At 65.4% G+C, this 13,959-nt stretch carries 13 protein-coding genes and 1 riboswitch; of the genes, 9 read left to right on the top strand and 4 right to left on the bottom strand.

All coding sequences use genetic code 11. The annotated features are described in order from the left end of the window. Window positions 1-80: 80 nt before the first annotated feature. The 3 genes from MNI96_RS18340 to MNI96_RS18330 are packed head-to-tail and all read right to left on the bottom strand — an operon-like array spanning window position 81 to window position 3,424. The gene (locus tag MNI96_RS18340) at window positions 81-1,040 is read right to left on the bottom strand and encodes a M14 family metallopeptidase (RefSeq protein WP_249695521.1); all 960 of its coding nucleotides are present in this window, start codon (window positions 1,038-1,040) and stop codon (window positions 81-83) included. 37 nt (window positions 1,041-1,077) lie between these two features. Continuing rightward, a complete protein-coding gene (argE, locus tag MNI96_RS18335; RefSeq protein ID WP_249695519.1) occupies window positions 1,078-2,244 on the bottom strand; it encodes an acetylornithine deacetylase in 1,167 nt (388 codons plus the stop codon). A 25-nt stretch (window positions 2,245-2,269) separates the two neighbouring features. Further along, the gene (locus MNI96_RS18330) at window positions 2,270-3,424 is read right to left on the bottom strand and encodes a LysR family transcriptional regulator (protein WP_249695516.1); all 1,155 of its coding nucleotides are present in this window, start codon (window positions 3,422-3,424) and stop codon (window positions 2,270-2,272) included. Here MNI96_RS18330 and MNI96_RS18325 point away from each other — a divergent pair. The 9 genes from MNI96_RS18325 (at window position 3,412) to MNI96_RS18285 (ending at window position 13,385) form a co-directional block, all read left to right on the top strand. Next, window positions 3,412-5,004 (top strand): ABC transporter substrate-binding protein, encoded by a 1,593-nt coding sequence (locus MNI96_RS18325; protein ID WP_249695515.1) that lies wholly within the window; start codon window positions 3,412-3,414, stop codon window positions 5,002-5,004. The two genes, MNI96_RS18330 and MNI96_RS18325, sit on opposite strands and share 13 nt — an antisense overlap. A 155-nt stretch (window positions 5,005-5,159) precedes the next feature. Continuing rightward, window positions 5,160-6,137, top strand: a complete 978-nt coding sequence (locus MNI96_RS18320) for an ABC transporter permease (protein WP_249695512.1) — start codon at window positions 5,160-5,162, stop codon at window positions 6,135-6,137. Between the two features lie 10 nt (window positions 6,138-6,147). Then, complete coding sequence (locus tag MNI96_RS18315) at window positions 6,148-7,071, top strand: ABC transporter permease (protein ID WP_249695511.1); 924 nt, start codon at window positions 6,148-6,150, stop codon at window positions 7,069-7,071. Window positions 7,072-7,078: 7 nt separating this feature from the next. After that, entirely contained in the window at window positions 7,079-8,077 is a 999-nt protein-coding gene (locus MNI96_RS18310; protein WP_249695509.1) for an ABC transporter ATP-binding protein, read from the top strand. Next, entirely contained in the window at window positions 8,074-9,072 is a 999-nt protein-coding gene (locus MNI96_RS18305; RefSeq protein WP_249695508.1) for an ABC transporter ATP-binding protein, read from the top strand. Before MNI96_RS18310 ends, MNI96_RS18305 begins: the two co-directional genes overlap by 4 nt. 3 nt (window positions 9,073-9,075) lie before the next feature. Next, window positions 9,076-9,957, top strand: a complete 882-nt coding sequence (locus tag MNI96_RS18300; RefSeq protein ID WP_249695505.1) for an N-formylglutamate amidohydrolase — start codon at window positions 9,076-9,078, stop codon at window positions 9,955-9,957. An 82-nt stretch (window positions 9,958-10,039) separates the two neighbouring features. Beyond that, on the top strand, window positions 10,040-11,284 hold the full coding sequence (gene serA / locus MNI96_RS18295; protein ID WP_249695504.1) for a phosphoglycerate dehydrogenase: 1,245 nt from the start codon (window positions 10,040-10,042) through the stop codon (window positions 11,282-11,284). Window positions 11,285-11,497: 213 nt separating this feature from the next. Continuing rightward, entirely contained in the window at window positions 11,498-12,760 is a 1,263-nt protein-coding gene (locus MNI96_RS18290; protein ID WP_249695502.1) for an MFS transporter, read from the top strand. 61 nt (window positions 12,761-12,821) lie between these two features. Beyond that, window positions 12,822-12,961, top strand: a riboswitch (SAM-I-IV-variant riboswitch). Window positions 12,962-13,004: 43 nt separating this feature from the next. After that, a complete protein-coding gene (locus MNI96_RS18285; RefSeq protein ID WP_249695500.1) occupies window positions 13,005-13,385 on the top strand; it encodes a hypothetical protein in 381 nt (126 codons plus the stop codon). Here MNI96_RS18285 and MNI96_RS18280 read toward each other — a convergent pair. Beyond that, the gene (locus MNI96_RS18280; RefSeq protein WP_067222700.1) at window positions 13,343-13,693 is read right to left on the bottom strand and encodes an acyl-CoA thioesterase; all 351 of its coding nucleotides are present in this window, start codon (window positions 13,691-13,693) and stop codon (window positions 13,343-13,345) included. The two genes, MNI96_RS18285 and MNI96_RS18280, sit on opposite strands and share 43 nt — an antisense overlap. Window positions 13,694-13,959 lie beyond the last annotated feature (266 nt).

The raw sequence follows: 13,959 nt of genomic DNA, 5'->3' as shown, positions 1-13,959 counted from the left end.
GATCGTCGTCGTCATCGTCATGCTTTTGTCAGTAGCGCATGCCGGCACCGTCCGCAACGGCGAAAGTCGCCGGACCGAGTTCATGCCCCGGCGACGAAGCGACCCAGCCGAACGGCTGTCTGGCCCTTCACCGGTCGCCGGTTCGGCATGATCAGCACCGTGCGGTCTTCCGGCACGGTCACGGGCGTATCGCCGTCATGGGCAATCACGGTACCGGCCTTTTCGATCACCTCCTGCCCGACATAGTCCTCCACGAAGCGGAAGGCATCGGTCATGATGGTCACCGGCTCGATGATCTCGATGAAGTCCTGTGGCTTCGGCGGGGGGAAGCGGGCCAGTTCGTCGGCAAAGGCGTTCTCGGCCACGGCACCCGTCACCTGCAGGAAACGGAGGGCCGTCTCCAGCGCCACATCGGCGCTGGCCGCCTCCCAGTGCTGGCCGCATTCCACCAGCAGCGCGTTCTTTTGACTCGCAGGATCACCGAAACCGCCATAGTCGCGCATCCGTTTGCCGGCCGCGTGGCCCTCGTCGCTGACCACCAGCGCCGGCGTTCCCACCGCACGGGCCAGCGTACGCCCCTTGGCCAGCGGGCCAGCGATGTAGAGCGGTGCCGTCGCGCTCTGCATGGAGTGGATGTCGAGCAGCAGGTCGACGTCGTCGATGAAGGGGCGCAGCTCCTTGGCACGTTTGCGCTCCAAGGTCTCGCCGCCGTTCAGCGTCTCCGGCTGCCACAGGCGGTTCATGTCCTCGTCCGCCCAGCGCGAGGCAAAGGGATCGGCCGGGTCGAAACGGTCGTAGGCATCCAGGTTGATGAACGCGAGCGAGAGCTTGCCGCGCACCGGGCGGACATCCTGGCGGAACAGCCAGTCCAGTGCGATCGGGCCGCACAACTCGTTGCCATGAACCACCGCCGTCACGGCTACGTGCGGACCGGCAACGCCGCTATCGAAAGTGGTGACGCCCTCGATGCCGGTATTGCCGGCGCGATAGGGGGTGATGTCGGTTTTCGACAGTTCGACAGGCGGGGTCTGGGCGGTCATGGTGTCTCTCGGCGATGGCGGTACGGGAAACTATGATTCAGCGGGCGGCTTCGTCGATCAGCCGGTCGAGGAAGGCCTCGCACTTGGCGAGTTCCGTGACGGCAATGAACTCGTCCGCCTTGTGGGCCTGCTCGATGGAGCCGGGGCCGATCACCACGGTCGGGATCGCGGCGATCTCGACGAACCGGCCGCCTTCGGTGCCGTAGGCGACCTTGGCGTGGTCGTTGCGTTCGGCCAGCCGCTTGGCAAGGCGGGTCACATCGGCGTCCGCCGAGGTGTCGAGGCCGGGGAAGCTGGAGATCTGTTCGAAGGCGATGCTGGTTTCGGGCGCACGTGCCTTCATTTCCGGCTCGATCTCTTCCCGGGCAAAGCGCATCACCTCGTCGACCAAGGCATCGGCATCTTCGCCCGGCAGGATCCGGAACTCGAAGGCGAACTCGCAGTGGTCCGGCACGATGTTGAGCGCCGTGCCGCCGGAAACCGTGCCCGTATGGGCCGTCGTCACCGGCACATCGTACAGCGGGTCGCTCGGACCCGCCGCGAGCTCCATGCCCATCTCGCGCACCTTGAGGATCAGGCGCGCGGCATGATCGATGGCGTTGACGCCCTGCGGGGCCAGCGAGGAATGGCAGGTCCGGCCCGTAACGATGGCCCGGTAGGAGCGCTTGGCCTTGTGACCGATGATCACCTGCATCTCCGTCGGCTCGCCGACGAAGCAGGCCTCAGGCAACGCGACAGTTTCGACCAGCCGCTCAATGAGACTCGGCACGCCCTTGCAGCCCACTTCCTCGTCATAGGAGAAGGCGAAATGAATCGGCTTGGCGAGATCGCGCGCCAGCATGTCGTCGACCTTCGCGAGACAGCAGGCGAGGAAACCTTTCATGTCGCAGGCGCCGCGCCCGTAGAGCAGGCCGTCGCGCTCGGTCAGCGTGAAGGCGTCGCTGGTCCAGTTTTGCCCGTCCACCGGCACCACATCCGTATGCCCCGACAGCACGAAGCCCGGAACGTCCTTCGGGCCGATGGTGGCGATCAGGTTCGCCTTCTCTCCGGTCTCGTCCGGCACGCGCGTCGTGGCGATCCCGCGCGCGGCGAAGAACGTTTCGACATGGGCAATCAATGCGAGATTGGAATTGCGGCTTGTCGTGTCGAAGCCGACAAGGTCCTTCAGGGTGCCGGCCGAGCGTGGGGCAGCAAGCTGGAGCATGCGATTTCCTTTCCTTGCGGCCGGATCAGGCCGGATGCGAGTAGGCGTCGACCGGCACGGCCCGGCGCGCATGTTCGATGAAGCGCTGGGCGATCGGTGAGACGCGTCCGGCGGGAACGAAGAACTGGGTGAGGTAGTCGACCCTTGGCGAGAATCGGCGGAACACCACGCCCTCGAGTGGGCGCAGGCTCACCGGGAACGGGTTCACCAGCCCGATTCCCATTCCCTCGCGCACCAGTTCGCAGATGGCGATGCTGGTTGCCGTTTCGGCACGGATTTTCCGCTCGATACCGCGTTCGGCGAAGATCCGGTCGTAGACGTTGCGCTGATGGAAGCGGCGGGTCAGCGCGATGAAGGATTCGCCGGCAAGGTCCTCCGGCACGATCTCGTCCCGTTGCGCAAGCCTGTGGTCGACCGGGATCGCGGCGTGGGCGATGGCCTGACGGAACGGATACATCTTCAGGCCGTCATGCCGCATTCGGCCGTCGCTGATGCCGAGATCTGCGTTTTCGTCGGCGACTGCCGCCGTGACGTTGGTCGACATGCCGATTTCCAGATGCACCGAGGCTTCCGGATTTTCCTTCAGGAAACCGGGGATGAGCCGCGTCATCAGCCTGTGGGCGAGGGTGGGCGGTGCTGCGATCCGCAGCCGCTGGGCGTTGAGGTCTTCGGTTTCCGCCGCATTGAGGCGGGCGAGCGTCGCAAAGATCGGTTCGATCTGCTCGTTGAATGCCAGCCCCTCCGAGGTCGGCAGGATCTTGTTTCCGTTGCGGTGGAAGAGCTGGCGATTGAGCCGCGCCTCCAGCTGCGCGATCGCACGGCTGACGGCCGGCTGGGATATCCCCAGCCGATGTGCCGCCGCCGTCGTCTTGCCTTCGGAGATGACCGCTCGCAGCACCTCCAGCTCGCGAAGCGTCAAGCCGCTGCGGTTGAGACTGTTGGCAGCTTGCCGGGCCGGGGCTTCGTCCGTAACCTCTGTATTTGCCATGGGAATAGCATTATGCGTTTGAGTTATCGTTTTTCGTTTGTCGATTATATAAACGCATAATAGCCTTTCCCACAAGCCGCCGGGGCGATCGACCTCGAGACAAGGCACCAGCAGACGGGGACCACTCGATCCCGCCCCGTCTGGAAAAATCCAGAGGGGATCCAGAGGGGAGTTACCTGATGAAGTCTGCAAGGACGCCGCTCGCGCGCGCGCTCATGGGGGCGGCTTGTGCCATTGTCGCCTTCTCCGCGCCCGCGGCCGCCGAGGATCTCGTGATCGGGCTCGATTCCGAGGCGACCTCCATCGATCCGCATTTCCACAATCTGGGACCGAACAACCAGCTCGGCTTCATGATGTTCGACCGCCTGGCCAATCCGGACGAGCGGCAGAACTTCAAGCCGGGCCTCGCCGTCTCGTGGAAGCCGATCGACAGCACGACCTGGGAGTTCAAGCTGCGCGAGGGCGTGAAGTTCCACGACGGGTCGGACTTCAATGCCGACGACGTCATCTGCACCTTCGAGCGCGCGCCCAACGTGCCGAACTCGCCGGCCGGCTTCGGTACCTACATCAAGGGCAAGACCTTCGAGAAGATCGACGACTTCACGGTGCACGTGAAGACGGAGGCTCCTTATCCGGTCATGGTCAACGATCTCGGCAACGTCGCCATCATCTCCAACGAGACGGGCTGCAACGGCACGACCGAAGCCTTCAACTCGGGTGAGGCGGCAGCCGGCACCGGACCTTACAAGTTCGCCGAATACGTGCCGGGCGACCGGATCGTGCTGGAGGCCAACCCGGACTATTGGGGCGAGAAGCCGATCTGGGACAAGGTCACCCTGAAGCCGATCAAGTCCGGCCCTTCGCGCGTCGCCGCGCTTCTAGCCGGCGATGTCGACATCATCAACGGTGTGCCGACCACCGACATCGAAACGCTGAAGGGGCGCGACAACGTGGCTCTCTCGCAGGGCGTTTCCAACCGCGTCATCTATCTTCACCTCGACCACTTCCGCGAGAACTCGCCCTTCGTGAAGGCGAATGGCGGCGGCGACATCAAGAACCCGCTGCAGGACCTGCGCGTGCGTCAGGCTATTTCCAAGGCGATCTCGCGCGAGCTGATCCGCGACCGCGTCATGGAAGGGCTCGCCATTCCCGCCGGCCAGTTGCTGCCGGAAGGCTTCTTCGGCGTTTCGGAGAACCTGAAGGCCGAAGCCTACGATGTGGAAGGCGCGAAGGCGCTGCTCGCCGAGGCCGGGCTGCCGGACGGCTTCGAGCTGACCATCCACGGGCCGAACGACCGCTATCTGAACGATGCCAAGATCGCCGAGGCCATCGCCCAGATGCTGACGCGGGCGGGCATCAAGACAGCCGTCGAGACGATGCCGCGCTCGGTCTACTTCACCCGTGCGTCCACCGGTGCGGACGGCCTGCCGGAGTTCTCGCTGATCCTGGTCGGCTGGGGTGCCGGCTCGGGCGAGGCCTCTTCGCCGCTGCGCGCGCTCATCGCCTCCTTCGACAATGACAAGGGCATGGGCACGGCCAATCGCGGGCGCTACTCCAACCCCGAGGTCGACAAGCTGATCGAGGATGCGCTGTCCGAGGTGGACGACGAGAAGCGTGCAGGCTTGCTGGCCAAGGCGACCGAAGTGGCCATCGGCGATCTCGCGATCATCCCGATCCACTATCAGGTCAACACCTGGGCGAGCCGCAAGGGCCTCAAGTACATCCCGCGCACGGACGAGTACACGGTCGCCTATGGCGTGCTGAAGGACTGAGCGGAAAGCCTCTGCCGCCGGCATCGAGCCGGGGCAGAGGCACCCGCAATTTCCTGTCGCGATGAACTGGCCGGTAGGGGTGGGCCCCCGCCCTTGCCGGTCGTGGCTACCGCCTTTCCTGTCCAGCCCATGCCGCAAGGCCGGGAGACCGCCCCATGAGCGTCTTCATCCTCCGCCGCCTCCTGCAGAGCGCGCTGGTCATGGTCGCCATGGCCATGATCGTCTTTTTCGGCGTCCATCTGGTCGGCGATCCGGTCTACATGTTTGTTACCCCCGATATGGACCAGCAGGACATCGAGAACGTCACAAGGGCCCTCGGCCTCGATAGGCCGATCTGGGAGCAGTTCTGGCTGTTCATTGCCAACGCGCTCAGCGGCAATCTCGGCCAGTCCTTCATTTTCGGCGAGCCGGCACTCGGGCTGATCATCCAGCGCATGCCGGCGACACTGGAGCTTGCCTTCGCCGCCTTGCTCATGGCGGTGGTGATCGGCATTCCCCTCGGCCTCTATGCCGGGCTTTATCCCGACAGCCTCGCCTCCAGGACCATCATGGCCGGGTCCATCGTCGGCTTCTCGCTGCCCACCTTCTGGGTCGGGATCATGATGATCATGGTCTTTGCCGTGATGCTCGGCTGGCTTCCCTCGACAGGGCGCGGCGATACCGTGGATGTCTTCGGCATCCAGCTGTCGTTCCTGACTCTCGACGGGCTGCGGCATCTGGCGCTTCCGGCGCTCAATCTGGCGCTTCTCAAGATTTCGTTGGTGATCCGCCTGACGCGGGCCGGTACACGCGAGGCGATGCTGCAGGACTACATCAAGTTCGCCCGCGCCAAGGGCCTCTCGCGCTCGCGCATTGTCGGCGTGCACCTGCTGAAGAACATCCTGATCCCGGTCGTCACGGTTCTCGGCCTCGAGTTTGGCTCGCTCATCGCCTTCTCGGTCGTGACGGAGACGATCTTCGCTTGGCCGGGCATGGGCAAACTGCTCATCGAGTCGATCCAGCAGCTCGACCGTCCGATCATCGTCGCCTACCTGATGATGATCGTCTTCCTGTTCGTCGTCATCAACCTGGTGGTCGACATCCTCTATTCGGTCCTCGATCCGCGCGTGCGGCTCGGCGACCGCGGTCAGTGAGGCGGATCCCATGGCATCCACGGAAACCCCGGCGGGCGGTGCAGCGCCCGTCCGGCCCGCGCTCGATACGCCGTTCCGCCGGTTCCTGTCGGATTTCACCGACAGCCGGCTGGCGGTTCTTGCGGCCATTCTGCTCGTGACGATCATCATTCTGGCGGTCTTCGCCCCCTGGCTCGCGCCGCAGAACCCTTACGATCTTGCTGTCGTCTCGATCTTCGACGCCCGTCTGCCGCCGGGCTCGCAGAGCATGGACGGCGTCACCTTCTGGCTCGGCACGGACGGCGCCGGCCGCGACCTGCTTTCGGCCATCATCTATGGGCTGCGCATCTCGCTCTCGGTCGGCGTCGCCTCGGCCATCATCGCGCTCACGGTCGGTATGATCGTCGGTCTTCTTGCCGCCTATGCGGGCGGTCGGATCGAAGGGCTGATAATGCGCATCGTCGACATCCAGCTGTCGCTGCCCGCCGTGCTGATCGCGCTGATACTCCTTGCGATCCTCGGCAAGGGCATCGACAAGATCATCATCGCGCTCGTCATTGCGCAGTGGGCCTACTACGCCCGCACAGTGCGGGCCTCGGCGCTGGTCGAGCGACGGCGCGAATATGTCGAGGCCGCCGCCTGTCTCGGCCTGTCGCATGCGCGTATCGTCTTTCGCCACATCCTGCCGAACTGCATCGCGCCGCTGATCGTCGTCGGCACGGTGCAGACGGCGCATGCCATCGCACTGGAGGCGACACTGTCCTTTCTCGGCGTCGGTCTGCCGCAGACCGAGCCCTCCCTTGGGCTGCTGATCTCCAACGGCTTCGAATACATGCTGTCCGGCAAGTACTGGATTGCCGTCTTCCCGGGTGTGGCGCTGCTGATCACCATCGTCACCATCAACATTGTCGGCGACCAGCTCCGCGATGTGCTGAACCCGCGGCTGCAGAAATGAGGGCCGCATGACCCGCGAAACCGTTCTCGAGGTCCGCGACCTGCGGACCCATTTCTTCACCAAGGCCGGTGTCGCCCGCGCCGTTGACGGCGTCTCCTTCTCGCTTGCCCGCGGTGAGGTGCTCGGCCTTGTCGGCGAAAGCGGATCGGGCAAGACTGTCACCGGCTTTTCGCTGATGGGCCTTGTCGATCCTCCTGGGCGTCTCGTCTCGGGTTCGATCCGCCTGGGCGGCGAGGAATTGGCGGGTCTGCCCGAGGAGGGATGGCGACGGCTCCGCGGCCGCCGCATCGCCATGATCTTCCAGGACCCGATGATGACGCTGAACCCGGTCCTGCGCATCGATACGCAGATGATCGAGGCGATCCGCGCCCATGCCGGCGTGTCGCGCGAGGCGGCTCGCGAGCGGGCACGCGAGGCGCTCGCCCGTGTCGGCATTCCTTCGCCGGACGAGCGGCTCGCGGCCTATCCGCACCAGTTCTCCGGCGGCATGCGCCAGCGCGTCGCCATTGCCATTGCGCTTCTCAACGAGCCGGAGGTGATCGTCGCCGACGAGCCGACCACCGCGCTCGACGTCACCATCCAGGCGCAGATCCTCTACGAGGTGCAGAAGCTGTGCGCCGATACCGGTCTTGCGATGATCTGGATCACCCATGACCTTGCCGTTGTCGGCGGGCTCGCCGACCGGGTGGCGGTGATGTATGCCGGCCGCATCGTCGAGCAGGGGCCGGTCGATGCCGTTCTCGACGCGCCTTTCCATCCTTATACGCATGGGCTGATCGGCTCCGTGCCGAGCCAGAACCGGCGCGGCGAGCGCCTGACGCAGATTCCCGGCATGGCGCCGTCGCTGCTGTCCCTGCCGGAAGGGTGCAGCTTTGCCGCCCGCTGTCCGCGCGCCGATGCCGCCTGCACGGTCATGCCGGAACTGAGCGAACTGGAGGCCGGCCGCCTCGCGCGCTGCCACCATCCGCATCGAACTCTCGAAACCGCCAGGGGAGGTGCCGCATGAGCGCCGCACCGCTTCTTGCCCTCGATGCCGTGTCGAAGCGCTTCGTGCGCCGTCTCGATGCGGCGGAGAAGATCGTCAACCTATTCGGGGGCAACCGGCGTGAGGAGGTCGTTCACGCCGTCGACAACGTCTCGCTGCAGATCGCCGAAGGCGAGGTGGTCGGCCTTGTCGGCGAGAGCGGCTGCGGCAAGTCCACCCTCGGTCGCGTGGTCGCCGGCGTCCACGCGGCCAGTTCCGGCCGCGTCCTGTGGCGTGGACGGGATATCGACAGCCTGTCCGGGGCAGAGCGGCGCGAAGCCACGTTGAAGATCCAGATGATCTTCCAGGATCCCATGTCCTCGCTCAATCCGCGCATGCGGGTGCGCGACATCGTTGGCGAGGCGCCACGGGTGCACGGTCTGGTGTCGAGCGGCGAGGTCGCCGACTATGTCGACCGCATGCTGCTGCGCGTCGGCCTCGATCCCAGCTACAAGAGCCGCTACCCGCACCAGTTTTCCGGCGGTCAGCGCCAGCGCATCGGCATCGCCCGGGCGCTCGCCGTGCAGCCCGATTTTCTGGTCTGCGACGAGAGCATTGCGGCGCTCGACGTCTCGATCCAGGCGCAGGTGCTCAATCTCTTCATGGACCTGCGCGAGGATCTCGGCCTCACCTATCTCTTCATCTCCCACGACCTTGGTGTCGTCGAGCATCTCGCCGACCGGGTGGTGATCATGTATCTCGGCCGCGTTGTGGAAAGCGCGCCGGCCGCTGAGCTCTTCGCCGATCCGAACCACCCCTATGCTAGGGCGCTTCTGGAGGAGGTGCCGCGCATCGACACGCGCAAGCGGGTGTTCCAGCCGGTCAAGGGCGAGATCCCGTCGCCGCTCGCCCCGCCGACCGGTTGTCATTTCCATCCGCGCTGCCCGCATGCGATGCCGCGCTGCCGGGAGGAGGCGCCGGCCTTGCGCGAGATCGCTCCGGGCCGCGTCTCCGCCTGCCATCTCAACGAGGCATAGGACATGGGCACGGAGGCGCTGGCGAAGGACGGGGAAGGGGAGGTGTTCGACATCCTGCGGCCTGCCGGTCCGGTCGCGCCGCTCGTGCTGGACAGTCCGCATTCGGGCAAGGTCTATCCGCCGGACTTCCGGCCCGCACAGCCGCCCCAGCGCTATCGCCGGGCGGAAGACATGTATGTCGATGAACTCTTTTCCTCTGCTCCTTTCCTCGGTGTACCGCTTCTGAAGGCGCGCTTCGGCCGCATCTACTGTGATGTCAATCGCGCGTCCGACGATCTGGATCCGGAATCGCTCGACAATGCTGAGGGACTGGAGCTTGCTCCGTCTGCCAAGGCGCAGCTCGGCAAGGGTGTCGTGTGGACCGCGACCCCGCCCGACGGCGCACCGCTTCTCGCCGGGCCGGTCCTCCGCGCGGAGTACCTCGACCGGCTGGAGCGCTGCTGGCATCCGTATCACGATGCGCTTGGCGAGCTGGTCGCCGAAGCACGCGCGGCGCATGGCCGCGTCTTTCACCTCGACTTGCATTCCATGCAGCCGGTGGCCAACACCATGCACGAGGACGCAATCGGATCGCTACGGCCCGATATTGTGCTGTCGGACCGCGAGGGGGCAAGTGCAGGGGCGGGCTATCTGGAGGCGGCGCGGGCTCTGCTGCTGGATCTCGGCTTTTCGGTTGCGGTCAACGATCCCTTCAAGGGCGCGGAGATCCTGCGGCGCCACAGCGATCCGGCACGCGGCGTCCATTCGCTGCAGATCGAGGTCAACCGCGCGCTCTACATGGATGTCGAGACCTACGGCAAAACCGCGCGTTTTTCCGAGACGCGAGCACGGCTTTCCGCCTTTCTGGTCTCCCTGCGTGACTGGGCTGCAAAAAGCGGCGGTTGAATTTTTGCGGCAGACAGGGCACCAGAGCGCAGCGGCGGCATGCGCCGCCCCCTCCCTTGCACCGCATACGGAACGCCCTTTCATGAAGACCGGTCTGTCGCGCCCGAAGCACCAAATCCGCTGGCTCCTGTTGGAAGGCATCAGCCCGACCGCCTCCGTCCTGCTGGAGCAGGCGGGCTACACCAACGTCACCCAACTCAAGACGGCGCTGGATCGCGATGCGCTGATCGAGGCGCTGCAGGGCGTCCACATCGTCGGCATTCGCTCGCGCACTCAGATCGACGAGGAGATTCTCAAGGCCGCCGGCACCCTGGTCGCGGTCGGCTGCTTCTCCGTCGGCACCAACCAAGTGGACCTCGTGGGTTCCAACCGGCGCGGAATCCCTGTCTTCAATGCTCCGTTCTCCAACACCCGCAGCGTTGCCGAGCTGACCATCGCCGAGATCGTCATGCTGATGCGCGGTGCGTTCACCAAGTCGATGGCCGCCCATAACGGCCGCTGGCTGAAGACGGCGGCGGGCAGCAATGAGGTCCGCGGCAAGACGCTGGGCATCGTCGGCTACGGCAATATCGGCTCCCAGCTTGCCGTGCTCGCCGAGGCGATGGGCATGCGGGTGGTTTATTACGATCACACCGACAAGCTGCGCCACGGCAATGTCGAGCCGGTCTCCTCGCTCGGCGAGTTGCTGACTGTTTCCGATGTCGTCTCGCTGCATCTGCCGCAGACGCCGGAAACCCGCGGCATGATCGGCGCCGACGAGATCGCCGCGATGAAGAAGGGTGCCTACCTGATCAACAATGCTCGCGGCACGGTGCTCGACATCGATGCACTGGCGCAGGCCCTGCGCTCCGGTCACTTGGCAGGCGCTGCTGTCGACGTCTTCCCGAGCGAGCCCAAGTCCAACGACGAGGAATTCGTCTCGGCCCTGCGCGGCCTCGACAACGTTATCCTCACCCCGCATGTCGGCGGCTCCACGGAAGAGGCCCAGGAGCGGATCGGCGAGGAAGTCGCCCGCCGTCTGATCGAGTATTCCGATGTCGGCTCGACAATCGGAGCGGTGAACTTCCCCCAGGTGCAGCTGCCCAAGGGCACGAGCAACACCCGCTTCATCCAGGTCCAGCGCAACTTGCCGGGCGAGCTCGGCAAGCTCAACGACCTCTTCGCCCGTTACAAGATCAACATCGCGGCGCAGCACTACCAGACCGACGGCGAGATCGGTTACGTCGTGCTCGATGCCGATGGACCGGTGGCGAATGCGGTTGAGATCCTGGAGGAGATCCGCCTCCTGTCGGGCACCATCCGTGCCCGTCTGCTGAACCGGGTCTGAGTGGGCAGGACTGTCGCCGTTTTTCCGGCAGCGGTTGTTCTTCAACGGGAATTTGTTACGCTTCGCGGCAGTTGCCGGCTGCTTCGCGCTGTCGGCTTTCGCCGCCGCCTGCCTCAATTCCGACGCAGGCCCGCAAGATAGGTTGGACGACGGCCCTCCGGCCCCGCCCTCCTGCGCCGCAGGCATTCCCGTTTCGCCAGCCCACGGGCCCGCATGACCCAGATCGTTCCCATCGCTGCCCTTCTCATCGGTTCCGCGCTGCTGCTGCTCGCGGGCGGTCTACAGGGGCTGCTGCTGCCGCTGAGGGGCTCGTTCGAGGGGTTTTCCGACAGTTCTCTCGGTCTTCTGGGCACCGGCTGGGCCATCGGCTATATCGGCGGCTGCCTGCTGACGCCGGTGATCGTCAGCCGCGTCGGCCACATCCGCTCCTTTGGTGCGTTCTGCTCGCTCGCCTCAATCGTCGTGCTGCTGAACCTCGTTTTCATGACGCCCTGGGCGTGGATCCCGCTGCGGGCGCTCTCCGGCTTCTGTTTTGCCGGGGCTGCGATGGTGGTGGAGAGCTGGCTCAACGAGCGGGCCAACCCGGAAACGCGCGGCCGCATCTTCGGCATTTACACGATGATCAATCTCGGCGCGACGACCGCCGGGCAGATGCTGCTGACCCTTGGAGATCCGGCTGGTTTCCTGTTCTTCGTGGTCGGCGCGATGGTTTATTCCTGCGCGCTTCTGCCCACCGCCCTGTCGACCGCCGCTGCCCCCCAGCCGCTGTCCCAGGTGCGTCTGGACATCCGCTCTCTGTGGCGAAACTCGCCGGTCGCGGTGATCGGCGTCTTTCTCGTGGGCATTTCCAACAGCGCCTTCGGCACGCTCGGCGCCGTCTATGGCCGCCAGGTCGGGCTGTCCGTCTCGTCCATCGCCACCATGATGTCGGTGGCGCTGCTTGCCGGTGCCTTGATCCAGATCCCGATCGGGGTCCTGTCGGACCGGATCGATCGCCGCATGGTCCTGATCGGCATCGCGGTCGTCGGCTGCCTGCTCGGCGCCGCGCTGACTTTCGGCGGCGCGCTGTCTCCACTCGCGATCATTGCGCTGGTCGGCGCCTTCGGCGGCATGATTTATTCGATGTATCCGGTCATCGTCGCCCATGCGAACGACCACTCCCCACCGGGCGAGTTCCTCAAGACCAGCGGTGGCCTGCTTCTGCTGTTCGGTATCGGCTCCGTCGTCGGTCCGCTGCTTGCGGCCGTGATGATGACGATGACGCGTCCGCAAGGGCTCTTTGCCGTCACCTCGGCCGCCCATGCGCTGATCATCGGCTTTTCCATCTGGCGCATGACCCAGCGCGCGCCGCTGGCGCAGGAGGACAAGGAGGACTTCGTCGCCATGGCGTCGGGTGTCCGGTTCTCCACGCCGGAAACGCTGGCCCTCGATCCACGCGCCGAGGACGAGGAAGAGACGTCGCGCGACGCGGCCTGACCTTAGCGGAAGGACGCGCGGCCTTGCCTCTTGCACCGGCGCGTGCCGCATGGCATAGATCGCGGGTCATCAAGAGAAGGGCTGGCGCCCTCGCCAACCTGCCCGACCGGGCAAGGTGGTCTCCCTGACACAAGGAACCGGCACAACCGGTTTGCGTTTTGGGGATGTGGCCGCAGATCAGCGGCAACGAAACGGTCATTCGATCCGCGCCAGTCCTCCTCGGGAAACCGATGGAGGATTTTTTATGTCCACAGCCGCTTTTGCCGCGCAGGCGAATGTTGATGCCGCAGCCGCGAGCCGTAAAGGGCCCTGTGCTTTGGCTGCCCAGGCACCGCTGCGTCTTTCCGAAATTCGCGTTCTGGCCGCGGGCCTGAGAATGCGCGCGACCTGCATCGGCCTCGGCCGGGCCGGGCGGCCGGGGCAGGCTCTTCTTGACGACGCCGAACGTGCGCAGCGTCTCGCCGATCTCGAGCGCTTGTGGACCGGCGGCTGCCGCAGGGCGGTCGACGAAGTGTTGTTCCGCGACATCGCCGCCCGCTATCCGCAGCTTGCCGTGGCGCTGCGTGCCCGCCTGCGGCGGCGTCAGTCCTCGTCTTCTGCCGGGACCGGGATCGGCCGCCCCTGATCGTCGACCGCGACGAAGGTGAAGGTCGCGTCCGTCACCTTTTCGCGCTGACCGTGCCGATGGCGCAGGGCCCAGGCCTCGATACCTATCTTCATTGAGGTGCGGCCGACGCCTGTCACTCGGCAATAGACGCAAAGCACGTCGCCCACATGGACCGGGCGGATGAAGGTCATCCGCTCGACGGAGATCGTCACGACGCGCCGGCGTGCCCGCTGCCCGGCCGCGATGCCCCCGGCAAGGTCCATCTGCGACAGCACCCAGCCGCCGAAGATGTCTCCGGCCGCGTTGGTGTCTGCGGGCATGGCCATCGTCCGTAGCGTCAGTTCGCCGTTCGGGGTTTCGATGGTCTCCTGGTCGCTCACGGGCGATGTCTCCTGTCTCGTTGCGGAATCGTGGAATATCCAGCGCAAGCCTAGCCTTGCTTTGCCGCAACGCGAAAGAAAAAGGCCCCCGGGCCGTGACGCGATCCGGGGGCAATTGTTTGCGAAAGGGAGCAGTTCCCTGCCTTGGGCGGGACGCTGCGATGTCAGGCCGCTGCGACGTCCTTCAGGAACCTGTCGATTTCGCTGCGCAG

It is taken from the genome of Stappia sp. WLB 29 (assembly GCF_023507705.1).
In the GTDB taxonomy this organism is placed as follows: Bacteria; Pseudomonadota; Alphaproteobacteria; order Rhizobiales; family Stappiaceae; genus Stappia.
The sequence above is the reverse complement of the archived record's forward strand: the minus strand, read 5'-3'. Positions and strand labels throughout refer to the sequence as shown.

Bases quoted from the DNA above. Each gene is read 5' to 3' on its own strand.
- MNI96_RS18315 (WP_249695511.1), top strand. From the start codon at position 6,148: ATGGCATCCACGGAAACCCCGGCGGGCGGTGCAGCGCCCGTCCGGCCC.
- MNI96_RS18300 (WP_249695505.1), top strand. From the start codon at position 9,076: ATGGGCACGGAGGCGCTGGCGAAGGACGGGGAAGGGGAGGTGTTCGAC.
- MNI96_RS18325 (WP_249695515.1), top strand. From the start codon at position 3,412: ATGAAGTCTGCAAGGACGCCGCTCGCGCGCGCGCTCATGGGGGCGGCT.
- MNI96_RS18310 (WP_249695509.1), top strand. From the start codon at position 7,079: ATGACCCGCGAAACCGTTCTCGAGGTCCGCGACCTGCGGACCCATTTC.
- argE (WP_249695519.1), bottom strand. From the start codon at position 2,244: ATGCTCCAGCTTGCTGCCCCACGCTCGGCCGGCACCCTGAAGGACCTT.
- serA (WP_249695504.1), top strand. From the start codon at position 10,040: ATGAAGACCGGTCTGTCGCGCCCGAAGCACCAAATCCGCTGGCTCCTG.
- MNI96_RS18305 (WP_249695508.1), top strand. From the start codon at position 8,074: ATGAGCGCCGCACCGCTTCTTGCCCTCGATGCCGTGTCGAAGCGCTTC.
- MNI96_RS18280 (WP_067222700.1), bottom strand. From the start codon at position 13,693: ATGGCCATGCCCGCAGACACCAACGCGGCCGGAGACATCTTCGGCGGC.
- MNI96_RS18320 (WP_249695512.1), top strand. From the start codon at position 5,160: ATGAGCGTCTTCATCCTCCGCCGCCTCCTGCAGAGCGCGCTGGTCATG.
- MNI96_RS18285 (WP_249695500.1), top strand. From the start codon at position 13,005: ATGTCCACAGCCGCTTTTGCCGCGCAGGCGAATGTTGATGCCGCAGCC.
- MNI96_RS18290 (WP_249695502.1), top strand. From the start codon at position 11,498: ATGACCCAGATCGTTCCCATCGCTGCCCTTCTCATCGGTTCCGCGCTG.
- MNI96_RS18340 (WP_249695521.1), bottom strand. From the start codon at position 1,040: ATGACCGCCCAGACCCCGCCTGTCGAACTGTCGAAAACCGACATCACC.